Source organism: Streptomyces sp. ActVer, assembly GCF_027270795.1.
Lineage (GTDB): Bacteria > Actinomycetota > Actinomycetes > Streptomycetales > Streptomycetaceae > Streptomyces > Streptomyces umbrinus_A.
Genome location: NZ_JAPWHT010000012.1, coordinates 15182 through 29696, shown reverse-complemented (window position 1 = coordinate 29696; position 14515 = coordinate 15182). Strand labels below are relative to the sequence as shown.

At 69.8% G+C, this 14515-nt stretch carries 12 protein-coding genes; 5 read left to right on the top strand and 7 right to left on the bottom strand.

Annotation, left to right across the window (positions count from 1 at the left end; genetic code table 11):
- Positions 1 to 34 precede the first annotated feature (34 nt).
- The 6 genes from O3Q52_RS03785 to O3Q52_RS03760 form a co-directional block, all read right to left on the bottom strand.
- Positions 35 to 1822 (bottom strand): ABC transporter ATP-binding protein, encoded by a 1788-nt coding sequence (locus O3Q52_RS03785; RefSeq protein ID WP_269647330.1) that lies wholly within the window; start codon positions 1820 to 1822, stop codon positions 35 to 37.
- A 49-nt stretch (positions 1823 to 1871) separates the two neighbouring features.
- A complete protein-coding gene (locus tag O3Q52_RS03780) occupies positions 1872 to 2924 on the bottom strand; it encodes an ABC transporter substrate-binding protein (RefSeq protein ID WP_269647329.1) in 1053 nt (350 codons plus the stop codon).
- A 110-nt stretch (positions 2925 to 3034) separates the two neighbouring features.
- Positions 3035 to 3874: an ABC transporter ATP-binding protein gene (locus O3Q52_RS03775; RefSeq protein WP_269647328.1), complete on the bottom strand. Its 840-nt coding sequence runs from the start codon at positions 3872 to 3874 to the stop codon at positions 3035 to 3037.
- A gap of 45 nt (positions 3875 to 3919) precedes the next feature.
- Positions 3920 to 4981 carry an iron chelate uptake ABC transporter family permease subunit gene (locus tag O3Q52_RS03770; protein WP_269647327.1) on the bottom strand — a complete coding sequence of 354 codons (1062 nt, stop codon included), beginning with the start codon at positions 4979 to 4981 and terminating at the stop codon, positions 3920 to 3922.
- Entirely contained in the window at positions 4978 to 6033 is a 1056-nt protein-coding gene (locus O3Q52_RS03765; RefSeq protein ID WP_269647326.1) for an iron ABC transporter permease, read from the bottom strand. Before O3Q52_RS03765 ends, O3Q52_RS03770 begins: the two co-directional genes overlap by 4 nt.
- A 52-nt stretch (positions 6034 to 6085) precedes the next feature.
- A complete protein-coding gene (locus tag O3Q52_RS03760; protein ID WP_269647325.1) occupies positions 6086 to 7420 on the bottom strand; it encodes a lysine N(6)-hydroxylase/L-ornithine N(5)-oxygenase family protein in 1335 nt (444 codons plus the stop codon).
- A 256-nt stretch (positions 7421 to 7676) separates the two neighbouring features.
- Here O3Q52_RS03760 and O3Q52_RS03755 point away from each other — a divergent pair, with 256 nt between their 5' ends.
- From O3Q52_RS03755 to O3Q52_RS03740, 4 genes are all read left to right on the top strand, one after another.
- Positions 7677 to 8624, top strand: a complete 948-nt coding sequence (locus O3Q52_RS03755; protein WP_269647324.1) for a methionyl-tRNA formyltransferase — start codon at positions 7677 to 7679, stop codon at positions 8622 to 8624.
- Between the two features lie 139 nt (positions 8625 to 8763).
- The gene (locus O3Q52_RS03750; protein ID WP_269647323.1) at positions 8764 to 9786 is read left to right on the top strand and encodes an iron ABC transporter permease; all 1023 of its coding nucleotides are present in this window, start codon (positions 8764 to 8766) and stop codon (positions 9784 to 9786) included.
- A gap of 83 nt (positions 9787 to 9869) precedes the next feature.
- Positions 9870 to 10889 carry an iron chelate uptake ABC transporter family permease subunit gene (locus O3Q52_RS03745; RefSeq protein ID WP_269647346.1) on the top strand — a complete coding sequence of 340 codons (1020 nt, stop codon included), beginning with the start codon at positions 9870 to 9872 and terminating at the stop codon, positions 10887 to 10889.
- A 49-nt stretch (positions 10890 to 10938) separates the two neighbouring features.
- Positions 10939 to 11751 carry an ABC transporter ATP-binding protein gene (locus O3Q52_RS03740; protein ID WP_269647345.1) on the top strand — a complete coding sequence of 271 codons (813 nt, stop codon included), beginning with the start codon at positions 10939 to 10941 and terminating at the stop codon, positions 11749 to 11751.
- A gap of 93 nt (positions 11752 to 11844) precedes the next feature.
- Here O3Q52_RS03740 and argB read toward each other — a convergent pair whose 3' ends face one another.
- A complete protein-coding gene (argB, locus tag O3Q52_RS03735; protein WP_269647344.1) occupies positions 11845 to 12618 on the bottom strand; it encodes an acetylglutamate kinase in 774 nt (257 codons plus the stop codon).
- Positions 12619 to 12960: 342 nt separating this feature from the next.
- On the opposite strand from argB, the gene O3Q52_RS03730 reads away from it, so the two are divergent.
- The gene (locus O3Q52_RS03730; RefSeq protein ID WP_269647322.1) at positions 12961 to 14310 is read left to right on the top strand and encodes a lysine N(6)-hydroxylase/L-ornithine N(5)-oxygenase family protein; all 1350 of its coding nucleotides are present in this window, start codon (positions 12961 to 12963) and stop codon (positions 14308 to 14310) included.
- Positions 14311 to 14515 lie beyond the last annotated feature (205 nt).

The following is a 14515-nucleotide window of genomic DNA, read 5'->3' as shown; positions in this document are numbered from 1 at the left end:
TAATGAAAGTTAGCCTAACCTAAATTAGGTTTACCTAACTGCCTTCGCGCCAGGCCCGCCACAGTCGTGCGTAGCGGCCGCCCAGAGCCACCAACTCCTCGTGAGTCCCCTGCTCGACGACGCGTCCCGCGTCCAGCACGGCGATGCGGTCCGCCGCCATCGCCTGGGTCAGCCGGTGCGCCACGAACAGCGTGGTCCGGCCCGCGCACGCGGCCAGCACGGCCCGCTCCAGCTCGGCGGCGCCCTCACTGCCCGCCTCCGCGGTCGACTCGTCGAGCACCACCACCGGCGCCCGGCCCAGCACGAGGCGGGCCAGGGCGATCTGGGCCACCTTGGTGACGTCCAGACGCTCACCGCCCTCGCCGACCAGGGTGTTCAGCCCCTCGGGCAGCGCGTCGACCCACCCGCCGGCGCCGACCGTGCGCAACGCGTCCATCAGCTCGGCGTCGGTCGCCTCCGGCGCGGCCAGCCGCAGGTCGTCGGCGAGCGGACCGGAGAACACATGGGTCTCCTGCGTCAGGATGCTCACCAGGGCCCGCGCCCCGGCCTCGTCCAGGCCGGCGAGGTCGGTCGACCCGACGCGCACCGACCCGGCCTGCGGAGTCCCTATGCCGGCGATCAGCGCGGCCAGGGTCGACTTGCCCGCGCCCGTCGCCCCCACCAGCGCGAGCGAACCCCCGGCCGGGATCGTCAGGCCGACATCCCTCAGGACCGGTTCCTCGGTGTCGGGATAGCTGAACGTCAGCCCCTCCACCGTCACTTGGTACGACACGGCGTCCGCGGCCGCGACGGCCTCGTCGCCCACCAGCCGGTCCTCCGCGTCCTCCCCCAGCACCCCGACCAGCCGGGTCAGGCTCGCGCCCGACTTCTGCGCCTCGTCGAAGGTGAACATGATGGCGCCCAGCGGAGTGAACAGCCGGTGGAACATCAGCGGGGCCGCCGACACCTCGCCCAGGCTGGCGGCATCGGCCTCCAACAGGGCGTACCCCACCACGAGAATCAGGACGAGGCCGATGAACTCGGCACGGTTCTCCCTGCCGACGAACCGGCCGAAGAACCGGAACACCTCGATGCCGAGTTCACGCACCCGCCACGACTCGCTGGTGACCTTCTCGCGGACGGCGCCTTCCAGGCGGTACGCCCGGACCGTGTCGATCCCGTTCAGACCACTGATCAACGCCTGGGCGCGGTCGGCCTGGGCCACCCGCTGCTTCCGGTAGAGCGGGGCCGACCGCGGGAGATACCAGCGCAGGGCCAGCGCGTACGCGGGCAGCGCGCCGGCGCCCGCCAGGCCGAGCCGCCAGTCGAGGCCGAACATGCCGACCGTGGCGATGACGACCAGCACTCCCGCCGAGAACACCGTGGGGATGGCCGTCCGGATGCCCTTGGAGATCACGGCGACGTCGTCACCGACCCGGGACAGCACGTCTCCCCGGCCGACCTGCTCGATCCGTGCGCTGGGCATCCCGAGCACCGCCCGGACGGCGCCTTCGCGCAGCCGCGCGAGCAGATCCGCGCCCAGCCGCCCGATCAGGTACGTCGACACCGCGGTGGCCACCGCGCCGAACACCGCGGCTGCCACCATCAACACCCCGACCTGGACCAGGATCGAGCGGGACTCGCCCCCGACCACCCCGTCGACCACCCGGCCGAGGAGGAGCACCGGAAGCACCTGGAGCGCCGCCCCCACCACCGTGGTGAGCACGGTGGAGAGGGTCAGCCACGGCACCTCGCGGCAGTGTGCCGCGACCCAGCGGGTGGCCTCACCCCCGGTCGCCGTACGCAGAGTTGCCGGAGCGACGCGAGTGTCGGTAGTGCTCACACCAGAACCAGACCGGGTCGGGGACGGAATCCGTTGACCATCAACATCGTTAGCCGGCCGCCGACTTCACGAGCTCGTCGATCGCGTACGGCATGGACAGCAGGGTGCCCTGGGAGATGGCCGCGCCGATCGCCGGGCCCTCACTGTCCAGCAGGTAGGACACCTTGCCGTTCTTCACGGCGTCCAGGTTGGTGAACAGCTTGAACTTCTTGAGGGCTTCCGTGTCCGCCTTGTCGTTGATGACGAAGACGCGGTCCACGTCGACCAGGTCGATGCGCTCGGGGGACAGTGCGACGGAGAAGCTGCCGTCCGCGACCTTGTCGATCTCGGTCTGGTACTTGAAGCCGATGCCCGTCAGCAGCTGTCCGCGCACGTCGGTGGAGGTGAAGGGGTTGACCGCGTCCTTGTACCAGGAGAGCGCGACGGCCTTCTGGTCCGCGAACCCCGGGTGCTCCTTCTTGGCGGTGTCGAGCTGGGCCTGGATGGCCGCGACCATCTTCTCGCCCTCGTCGGCCTTGCCGAGCGCCTTGGCGATCTGGAGGGCGTTGTCCTGCCACGGAGCGCTGAACGGCTCCTTCTCGGCCTTGGTACGGCCCACCGTCGGAGCGATCCGGGAGAGCTTGTCGTAGGCGGCCTTGTCGACCTCGGAGTAGACCGCGATGATCAGGTCGGGCCGCAGGGCCGCGATCTTCTCGTAGTTGGGGCCGGCGTCACCGTTCTTCATGATGACCTCGGGCTTGGCGTCGCCCCACTTGTCCTTCACCCAGGGCCACTGGGTGTTGATGTCGGGGGTCTTGCCCGCCGGGTTCGGGTACTGGTCGACCATGCCGACCGGCTTGATGCCGAACGCCAGGACACTCTGGTCGTCCGTGTAGCCGACGGTGACCACGCGCTTGGGGGCCTCGGCGACCTTCGTGGATCCGAACGCGTGCTCCACGGTGACCGGGAACGCGCCGGACTTGGCAGCCGGGGCGCTGTCGTTCGACTCGTCCTTCGAGTCGGAACCACATCCCGCGAGAAGACCGACGCCGAGCGCCGCCGCGGAAACCGTCGCCGCCAACCGCCGCCAGGGCTTCATACGCGTCGTTCGAAGGAGGAACATCCCAGATCCCTTGCTTTAGCGCCGTCCGCTGCACCCTGTCTTAGGGCAGGCAAACCTTACCCTGGCGAAGTGAGGTTAGCCTAGCCTAACTTCACCATCTTTGTGCGGATCTAGTCGAGTTGGACGTGAGTGCGGCCGATCGGCACGATGAGCGGCCGGTCACCGACCGGGTCTTCGATCACCTTGGCGCGCAGTCCGAACGCCTCGTGGAGCAGTTCGGCGGTGATCACGTCACGCGGGTGCCCCTGCGCCAGGATCACCCCCTCCCTCATCACGACGAGGTTGTCGCTGTAGCGGGTGGCGAGGTTGAGGTCGTGCAGCACCATGACCACGGTGCACCCCGACTCGTGCAGGTCGTCCACCAGGTCGAGCACGTCGATCGCGTGCGCCAGGTCCAGGTACGTGGTCGGCTCGTCGAGCAGCAGCAGGTCGGTGCCCTGGGCCAGGGTCATCGAGATCCAGACACGCTGACGCTGTCCGCCGGACAGCGAGTCGACGGGACGGTCGGCGAGGTCGGACACCCCGGTCATGGCCAGCGCGCGCTCCACGACGGCGACGTCGTCCGACGACCACTGCCGCAGCCAACTCTGGTGCGGATGACGGCCCCTGGCGACCAGGTCGGACACCGTCAGCCCCTCCGGCGCGACCGGCGCCTGCGGCAGCAGGCCGAGCTTCTTGGCCACGTCCCTGGTCCTGAGCTTGACGATGTCGTCGCCGTCGAGGACGACCGTCCCCCTGGTCGGCTTGAGCAGCCGCGACAGGGTCCTCAACAGGGTCGACTTCCCGCATCCGTTGGGGCCGATGACCGTGGTGATCACCCCTGGGGGTATCGCCACGTCGAGCTCGTCGATGACGATCCGGCCGCCGTACCCGACCGTGACGCCCTTTGCTGCCAGCCGCGAGGTGTCACCGACCCCGGCCTCGACCTCGGCGATGTGCTGCGCGGCCACGAATCCCCCTCTGCCTACTTAGGTTTGCCTAACTCTTTGTACCAGCTATCGGAGGTTCGCCCGCACCAGGAGATAGACGAGGAAGGGGCCGCCGATGGCGGCGGTGACGACACCGACCGGGAGACTGATGGGCAGTGCCGTGCGCGCCACCAGGTCCGATCCGATCAGGAGCAGCGCCCCGACCAGCCCCGAGGCCACCATCGGCGGCGTCGGACATCTCGCCAGACGCATCGCCACCTGCGGCGCCACGAGCGCGACGAAGGGGACCGGACCCGCCGCGCTCACCGCCGCGGCGGCCAGCAGCACCGCGCACAGCAGCAGGACGGCCCGCACCATCGAGTACCGGACGCCGAGGCCGGCGGCGATCTCGTCGCCGAAGTGCATCGGCTTGAATTGGAACGCGACACTCGCCACGACGACCAGGAGGACGAGCGTGCACCAGAGCGCGATCCGGACCTCGCCCCACGACCGGTTGTCCAGCGAACCGACCAGCCACGCCTGGGCCTTGGCCACGTCCCGGATGTCGGCCGTGACCAGCAGCCAGGTCGTGATCGCCTCCATCACCGCGCTCACCGAGATGCCGATGAGGATGAGCCGGAAGCCGTCGACCCCGCGCCGCCACGCCAGGAAGTACACCAGCAGCCCCGTGCCGAGCCCGCCCAGGAGCGCCGCTGCGGACAGGCCCACGGAGCTGACGATCGCCGTCGCGGTCCCGCCCGACACCGTCACCAGGAACACCGAGACCGCGCTGGCGCCCGAGGTGACCCCCAGAATGTCCGGGCTGGCCAGCGGATTGCGCGCGATGGACTGCGTGATCGCCCCGGACACCCCCAGCGCGATCCCCACGACGAGCCCGGCCAGCGCCCGCGGCATCCGCAGGTCCATGATGACGAACTCGTCGACCCGCTCACCCCGGCCGAGGATCGTGGCGATCACCCGGGACAGGCCGATGGGGAAGTCCCCCACGCCGATGGACACGCAGAACACCAGGAAGGTCGCCGCCGCCAGGAACAGCGTGACGAACACGATCATGGGCCGCCACACGAACGACACCTGGCCGAGCCGTACACCCGGCGCCACCGTTGGCTTCACGTCTGTCCCGTTCATGCGTTCTTGAACTTTCCGCGCCACACCAGGACCGCGAAGAACGGAGCTCCCAGGAGGGCGACGAGGACACCCGCGTCCAACTCGCCCGGCCGCACCACCAGTCGGCCCACGATGTCGCAGACCAGCAGGACGACGGCGCCGAGCAGACCCGCGTACGGCACCAGCCAGCGGTAGTCCGGACCCGTCATGTACCGGGCCACGTGGGCCACCATGAGCCCGAGAAACGCGATGGGGCCGCATGCCGCCGTCGCCGCGCCCGCGAGCAGGGTGATGGCGAGGATGCCGACGGTCCGGCTCAGCGCGATGTTCACTCCGAGGCCCCGCGCCACGTCGTCGCCCAGGTTGAGCAGGTTGAGGGAGGGCAGCATGGCCAGGGCGAGCACGAGCCCGACCACGATGAACGCGGTCACCGGCCAGATGACGTCGAATCCGACGCCGGCCACGGAGCCCGCGTTCCAGAACCGCAGGGCGTTCAGCGACGCCAGGTCCGTCAGCGCGACCGCGGTGGTCATCGCCGCGAGGAACACCGTGATCCCCTGCCCGGCCAGTGCGAGCGTCAACGGATTGCCGGCGCCCCGGCCGATGCTCGCGAGGCCGAACACGACGACGCCGGCGACCGCCGCTCCCAGGAAGGCGAACCAGACGTACTGGAACGGGTTGGAGAACCCGAACACGGCGATCACCGACACCACGGCGAACGAGGCCCCGGCGTTCACGCCCAACAGGCCCGTGTCCGCGATCGGGTTGCGCGTGTACCCCTGGATCAGCGCACCGCCGACCCCCAGCGCGATACCCGCCACGATCGCGAGCACCGTCCGGGGCACCCGCACGGTCCGCACGATGAGCCTGATCTCGGTGAGCCGCTGGTCGGAGTCCGGTGCCGCGAACAGCCCGTGCCACACCTCGGCGGGGCTCAACGAGCGTGCGCCGACAGCCAACGACACCACCCCCGCGGCCACGAGGACCACCACCAGCAAGCCCAAACCCATCACCCGCCGCCGACGGGCGTCTGTGCCCCTGGGCGTGGGGCGCTCAACCGCAGTCGTGCCCATGGCGAAGTACGTTATCCCTATTGATCCACCGGACAAGCATGGCCATGGCCTTTCACGCGGCGACCGTCCGGGCCTCGGCCGAGGGGGACTTGACGCCCCGGGCGAGCAGCGAGTCCAGGATCTCCCCGACCCTGGTCGCGGTGTTGGACAGCAGGGACGACGTGATGCCGTGCGTGTGCTCCGTGCCGCCCTGGAGATAGATGCCGCAGCGCAGTTCGGGGTCCGTCACGATGCGGTAGTCGCGCTCGACGCGGACACGGCCCTCGTCGTCGCGCAGGCAGTGGTCCGCGACCTCGCCGAGGAGTCCGAGGGGGTCGGCGGGGCTGTAGCCGGTGGCGAAGACCACGACGTCCGCGTCCAGGACGGTCTCCTCGCCGGTGACGAGGGACGTCACGGTGGCACGGGCCGTGCCCGCGGTCTCCTCGACGTCGGTCAGCCGGGACACGTTGAGGAAGCGCAGCCGCTCGGTGCCGAGGACCTTCTCCTGGTACGTCTGCCGGTACAGGTCCTCGATCAGGTCGATGTCCACCACTGAGTAGTTGGTGTTGCCGTGGTAGTCCATCAGGCGGCGCTTGACGTTCTCGGGCGCGGCGAAGTACTCGTCGACCGCCGCGGGATCGAAGATCCGGTTGGCGAAGCTGCTGTCGTCGGCGGGGCTGTAGCCGTAGCGGGAGAAGACCGCGCAGACCTCGGCCCCGGGGAAGCGGCGGTGCAGGTAGGCGACGTTCTCGGCGGCGCTCTGACCGGCACCCACGACGATGAACCGGGAGGGCGAGGTGCCCTCCAACCGGTCGACCTTCGCCAGCAGTTCGGAGTTGTGCCAGACACGGTCGCCCGTCTCGACGCCCTCCGGCATGAGGGGACGCATCCCGGTGCCGAGAACCAGGTTGCGGGCCCGGTGGATCGCGAGGCCCTCCGCCGACCGGACCGTCACCTCCAGGTGTTCCACGACCCCGTCACGGACGACGGGCGCGACGCCGACGACCTCGTGGCCGTAGGAGGCCATGTCCTCGACCTGGGCCGCGGCCCACTCCAGGTAGTCGTGGAACTCGACCCTCAGCGGGAAGAGGTTCTTGTGGTTGATGAAGTCGATCAGCCGGCCCTTGCTCTTCAGGTAGCAGAGGAAGCTGAACTCGCTGGCCGGGTTCCGGAGCGTCACCAGGTCCTTGAGGAAGGACACCTGCATGGTCGCGTCGTCGATCAGCATGCCCCGGTGCCAGCCGAAGCACGGCTGCTGCTCGAAGAAGTGAGCGGTGATCGCCTCCTGCTCGCCGGCTCGTGCGTTGTGCTCGCCGAGTGCGATCGCCATGGCCACATTGGACGGTCCGAAACCGATGCCAATGAGGTCGTGGACCAGTGGTGCGTCATCAGGAAGAACCTGTGACATGTCACTCCCATCGTGCGGGGCAGTCGCCTGTCAGGCGTGGGGAAAGAACGGGGTACGAAAGGCGGGCATGCCGACGGCCGAGCCCGCCGGGAATTTAGGTTAGCCTAAGCTAATCCCATAAAGCTGTCGACAGGACGAAACCGGGCGATCGGGTACCGGCGGTCGCCAACTGGGGCACTGCGTACCCCCGTTGCATACTAAGGTAAGCCTTGCTTTACTGACCCCGGTCCATCCCCTGCCTTCGAGGAGGAACCCCATGCGGGTCGTCATGTTCGGTTACCAGACCTGGGGGCACCGCACCCTGCAAGCCCTCCTGGACTCCGAACACGACGTGGTGCTGGTCGTGACCCATCCCAAGAGCGAGCACGCGTACGAGAAGATCTGGAGCGACTCCGTCGCCGACCTCGCCGAGGAGCACGGCGTCCCGGTGCTGATCCGCAACCGCCCTGACGACGACGAGCTGTTCGAGCGCCTCAAGGAGGCCGACCCGGACATCCTCGTGGCGAACAACTGGCGGACCTGGATCCCCCCGCGCATCTTCGACCTGCCGCGCCACGGCACACTGAACGTCCACGACTCGCTGCTGCCGAAGTACGCCGGCTTCTCCCCGCTGATCTGGGCCCTGATCAACGGAGAGTCCGAAGTGGGCGTCACCGCGCACATGATGAACGACGAACTCGACGCGGGCGACATCGTCCGGCAGGAGGCGGTCCCGGTCGGACCGACGGACACCGCCACCGACCTCTTCCACAAGACCGTCGACCTCATCGCCCCGGTCACCGTCGGCGCGCTCGGCCTCATCGCCGCCGGGCAGACGGAGTTCACCAAGCAGGACCGGTCCCAGGCGAGCTTCTTCCACAAGCGGGCCGCCGAGGACATCCGCATCGACTGGGCCTGGCCGGCCGAGGACCTGGAGCGCCTGGTCCGCGCCCAGTCCGAGCCGTACCCCAGCGCCTTCACCTTCCACAAGGGCAAGCGACTCGAGGTCCTCGCCGCCGTGGTGTCCCAGGGCCGCTACGGCGGTACGCCCGGCCGCATCTTCTACCGCGAGGGCGAGGGCGTGGTGATCGTCGCCGGAGCCGACGCCCGCACCGGCCGCAACCACGGCCTGGCCATCACCCGCGTTCGCACCGAGGACGGCCGCGAGCTGCCCGCGACGCAGTACTTCACCTCCATGGGCGGCTATCTCACCACCCGCCCCTGATACCCCGGCCCCAGCACGGTCCCGTGGGCCGGCCGGCCGCCACCGCCGTGCGGAACTTCCCGTCTCCGCACAGCGGGGGCGCTCCCTCTACGATTCGGGCCCGCCTCAGCCAAGGAAGCCGGCCGTTGGAGACCGCAAGGTGACAGGCAAGAGAGCGCGCCCGGCCCTTCTCGTGGCGCTGCTGGGTGTCGTCCTCGCTGTCCTCTGCCTGCTGTCGCTGGCGCTCGGCGCGGCCAACGTCCCGCCGGACCAGGTGATCCGGGCCCTGTTCGGCGACGCTCCGAGCCGTTTCGTGGACAACATCGTCTGGACGGCGCGCGTACCGCGTACCGCCCTCGCGCTCGCGGCGGGCGCGGCCCTCGGGCTGGCCGGCGCGCTGATGCAGGCCCTGACCCGCAACCCGCTCGCCGACCCCGGGGTGCTCGGGGTCAGTGCCGGTGCCTCCTTCGCCATCGTGCTGGCCGTCGGAGTGCTCGGGATCAACTCGCTGTACGGGTATGTGTGGTTCGCGTTCGCCGGAGCGCTGATCGCCACGGTGGCCGTCTATCTGCTGGGCGGTCTCGGGCGGTCCGGGATGACCCCGGTGAAACTGGCGCTCGCTGGAATCGCCGTCACCTCGATGCTGTGGTCGTTCACCCAGGCCATCGTGCTCACCGACGTGGACGCGCTCAACAAGTTCCGCTTCTGGTCCGCGGGTTCGCTCGCGGACGCGGACAGCGGCATGGTGTGGCGGGTGCTGCCGTTCCTCGTCATCGGCGCGGTGCTGGCGCTGGCCTGCGCTCCGGCCCTCAACAGCCTGGCCCTCGGCGACGACGTCGCGGCCTCGCTCGGCCGGCGCCTCGGCCTGGTCCGGCTCGCGGGCGTCGCCGCGGTCACCCTGCTGACGGGCGCCTCGGTCGCGGTCATCGGCCCGGTCGTCTTCATCGGCCTGGTGGTCCCCCATGTCGCGCGTGTGCTCGCCCAGTCGGCGGGCATCGGCCCCGACCAGCGCTGGCTGCTGCCGCTGTCCGCGGTGCTCGCCCCCGGCCTGCTGCTCACCGCCGACATCCTCGGACGCCTGGTGGCACGGCCCACCGAGATCCAGGCGGGCGTGCTGGTCGCCTTCATCGGCGGCCCGTTCTTCATCGCCATGGTCCGCAGGCGCAATCTGGCGGAGGTGTGAGCGTGCCGAACCCGAAGTCCGCGCTCAAGTCCCGCCCGGTTCCCGACGGTTCGCCCGGTGGCCCCCGCTTCCGCACCTACCGGCTGGCCCTGCCGCCCGTCTCCGGTGTCTTCCGCCCCCGGCTGGTGGCCCTGTGCGCGGTACTCGCCGCCGCCACCTTCCTGCTGTTCTGCCGGGGCCTGACGACCGGCGACCATCCGATCGGCTTCACCGACGTCGTACGGGCCCTGGTGGGCTCGGGCGACCCCGGAACCGTCCTCGTGGTGCGGGAACTGCGGCTGCCCCGCGCCCTGGTCGGACTGCTGGCGGGCATCGCCTTCGGTGTCTCCGGCGCGCTGTTCCAGACCATGACCCGCAATCCGCTGGCCAGCCCCGACATGATCGGCCTCACCCAGGGCGCGGGCACCGCCGTGGTCGCGGGCATCGTGCTGGGCTGGGACGGCGGCCTCGGCACCCAGGCCCTCGGCCTGCTCGGCGCCCTGGCCTCGGCCCTCATCGTGTACGTGCTGTCCTGGCGGCGCGGCACCACCGGATACCGCATCGTCCTGGTCGGCATCGGTGTGGCCTGGATCTGTACCAGCGCCACCGACTACCTGGTGGCCAAGGGCGGACGTTTCCAGGCACAGGCCGCCCTCGGCTGGCTGGTCGGCAATCTCAACGGCCGTACGTGGGACCAGGTCGGCCCGCTCGCCGTCGCGCTGGCGGTGCTGTTGCCGACGGCACTGCTGCTCGGCCGGCTGCTGCGCACCCTCCAACTCGGCGACGACGTGGCCACCGGCCTCGGTACGCGGGTACAGCCCGTCCGTCTCGCCATCCTGCTCGCCGGTGTCGGGCTGATCGCGTTCGCCACCGCCTCCGCCGGTCCCGTCGCGTTCGTGGCGCTCGCCGCTCCGCAGATCGCCCAACGGCTGGCCCGTACGGCCTGGCCGCCGACCGTCGCCTCGGGACTGACCGGGGCACTGGTGGTCCTCGGCGGCGACCTCATCGCCCGTACGCTCGTGCCCGGCACGGAACTGCCGGTCGGAATCGTCACCGGAGTGCTCGGCGCACCGGTCCTGCTCTGGCTGCTCGCCCGCGCCAACCGCGCGGGTTCAGGAGGTTGAACCCATGTCGGCTGATCCCACGCCGGCGGATCCCCGGCCGGCCGACCGCGTGGCGGCCCCCGACCCGGACCTGCGCGCGAGCGGTCTGCGGCTGGCCTACGACAGCCGGATCGTCGTGGACGGGCTCGACCTGGCCGTACCGCCGGGCCGGATCACGGCCATCGTCGGCGCCAACGCCTGCGGCAAGTCCACCCTGTTGCGCGCCCTCGCCCGGCTGCTGGCGCCCAAGGAAGGCGCCGTCCTCCTCGACGGCCGGGCCCTGCGGTCGATACCGAGCAGGGAGCTGGCCCAGCGCCTCGGCATCCTGCCGCAGAGTCCGCTCGCGCCGGAGGGGCTGACCGTCATCGACCTGGTCAACCGCGGCCGTTCACCGCATCAGACCTGGTGGCGCCAGTGGTCGAAGGCCGATGAGCAGGCCGTGCGCCGGGCCCTGGACGCCACGGGCATGACGGACCTCGCGGACCGGCCCGTCGACGAGTTGTCCGGCGGTCAGCGCCAACGTGCCTGGATCGCCATGGCGGTCGCCCAGGGCACCCCCGTACTGCTGCTGGACGAGCCGACGACGTATCTGGACCTGGCCCATCAGATCGACGTCCTGGACCTCATCACCGACCTCAACCGGCGCGAGAGCCGCACGGTCGTCATGGTGCTCCACGACCTCAACCAGGCCTGCCGGTACGCCGATCACGTCGTCGCGATGAAGTCCGGGAGGATCGTCGCCGAAGGAAGCCCCGCGGAGGTCATCACCGCCGCCACCGTCGAGGACGTCTTCGACCTGACCTGCCAGATCACGACGGACCCGGTCAGCGGCACCCCACTGGTCATCCCGATAGGGCGTCACCATGGAGCCCGCGCCCGTTAGGGGCGCGCGGCTGTGTCGATTTGCGGCTCCGCCGCGGGGCGCGGCCGGCCCCCACCCACCCGCAGCCGAATCACCCTCCTGACAGTGGAGCGTTCACGCGGGTTCCGCCAGGATCGTCGTCCCCGTTCCGACGACACCCGCCAGCCCGTCGAGCAGTGCGTGCGGCGCGCGCCCGTCGAGCACCCGGGCCGCTCCCACGCCACCCCTGACGGCCCTCAGACAGGCCTCCATCTTGGGTCCCATGCCGCCGTTCAGCGTCGGCAGCAACCGCTCCAGTTCCCCCGCGCCGATCCGGTCGACGATCCGGTCGCTCTCGGGCCAGTCGGCGTACAGCCCGGGAACATCGGTGAGGACGACCAGGATCCGCGTCCCCAGCGCGGCCGCCAACGCCCCTGCCGCCGTATCGGCGTTGACGTTGTAGACCTGCCCGTCCTCGCCGCGGCCGACGGAGGAGACCACCGGGATGTGGCCGCTGTCGAGCAGGATGCGTACGACCGCGGTGTTCACCCGTGCCACGTCCCCGACGAGCCCGATGTCGACGGACTCACCGGCCACTTCGGCGTACCGCTTGACGGCGGTGAGGGTGCGCCCGTCCTCGCCGCTGAGGCCGACGGCGTACGGGCCGTCTTCGTTGAGCAGGCCGACGAGTTCCTTCTGGACCTTGCCGGACAGCACCATGCGGACGACCTCCATGGTCTCCGGAGTGGTGACCCGGAGCCCGTTCAGGAAGGACGACTTGAGGCCGAGGCGGTCCAGGTGGGCGCCGATCTGCGGACCGCCGCCGTGCACGACGACCGGTCTGACGCCGGCGCGCCGCAGGGTGAGGACGTCCTGTGCGAAGGCCCGCCTGAGCGTGTCGTCGGTCATCGCGTGGCCGCCGTACTTGACGACGACCGTGTGTCCGCACAGGGGTTCCAGCGCGGCGAGGCGATCGGTGAGATCGGCCGCGGAGGACGTGACCTCGAAGGACGCGGCATCGAGGGAGGTGGCCGTTTCGGCCACGACGGCCCCGTTCACGGACGCCGGCCGCTGCGGGCCACGCGCTTCTCGGCCAGGCCGGACTCCGGCGGAGCCTGGAGCGTGCTGTGCCTCCAGGTCTGACAGCCGAACATGACGACCCGCATCGTCGATCCTCTCCTAGGACACACCATTGCAAGGTAAGGCTAACCTTATTTAACATCAGTGGCGCCTAGGGGAAGGAAAGTTGCGGTGAACGCACTGCATGACGAGCCGGACGCCATCCTTGACGTGCTCGGTATAGGTTTCGGGCCGTCAAATCTCGCACTGGCCATTGCGGTTGAGGAACACAACGCCCAAGTCGCCCCGGAGCACCGGATCCGCGCGGGATTCCTGGAGCGCCAGCCGTCGTTCGGCTGGCACCGGGGAATGCTCATCGAAGACGCCACGATGCAGGTGTCCTTTCTCAAGGACCTGGTCACCATGCGCAACCCGACCAGCGACTTCAGCTTCCTGTGTTTCCTGCGGGAGCGGGGCAGGATGGTGGACTTCCTCAACGCGAAGACGCTGTTCCCGTTGCGGATCGAGTTCCACGAGTACTTCGAGTGGGCCGCCGCCCGGGTGGCCCACCTCGTCGACTACTCCGACGAGGTCGTGTCGGTCGACCCGGTGACCGGCCCCGACGGGGAGGTCCGCTGGCTGGACGTGGTCAGCCGCGTGCCCGGCTCCCCTGAGCGGACCATCACACGAAGGGCCCGGAACATCTCGGTGGCCGTCGGTCTGGAGCCGCACCTGCCACCGGACACCGCCCTGTCCGACCGCATCTGGCACAACAGCCAACTCGTTCCGCGTGTAAGTGAGTTGAACGACTCCGGCACCCCGGTGGGCCGTGTCCTGGTGCTCGGCGCGGGCCAGAGCGCGGCCGAGGCCGTTGACTATCTGCACCAGTCCTTCCCCGAGTCGGAGATCTGCGCGATCTTCGCCAAGTACGGGTACACGCCCGCCGACGACAGCCCGTTCGCCAACCGGATCTTCGACCCGGAGGCCGTGGACGTCTACTTCCGCTCCAAACCGGAGGTGAAGCAGTCCCTGGTCGACTACCACCGCAGCACCAACTACTCGGTGGTCGACATGGATCTCATCGAGTCGCTGTACGCGACGATGTACCGCGAGAAGGTGCAGGGCCGTGAGCGGCTGCGCCTGCGCAACGTGTCCCGCATCCGGGACGTACGCAGCCTCGACGACCACCTTGAGGTCACCGTCGAGTATCTCCCCACCGGGGAACGGGAGGTGATCTCCGCGGACGTGCTCGTCCACGCGACCGGCTACCGCCCCAGGGATCTCGACACCCTCCTGGGCAGGACCGCGAAACTCTGCCTGCGGGACGACAAGGACGCGGTACGCGTCGGGCGCGATCACCGTGTCGAGCTCACGCCCGACGTGACGGCAGGCATCTATCTGCAGGGCGCGACCGAGCACACGCACGGACTCACCTCGACCCTGCTGTCCACCACGGCGGTCCGGTCCGGCGAGATCCTCGACTCCCTGCTCGCCCACCGCGCGGACGACCTGGCGGACGGCCTCACCGCGCGAGCCGGCTGAGAGGCCCCGACGGCCGGGGTGGGACGGCACGGATCCACGTGCCGTCCCACCCGCACGGCCGCCGTCGGTTCCCCGTTCCCTCACCGGGCAATACCCATTAACTCAAGGCAGCCTCACCTAACTTTTCCGCGTTCGATCCCGGAGGGACACGGGTGAGTCCTTCATATCCGACGGGGCGGGACGTCCTGCGGGAACCGGTCCGGCC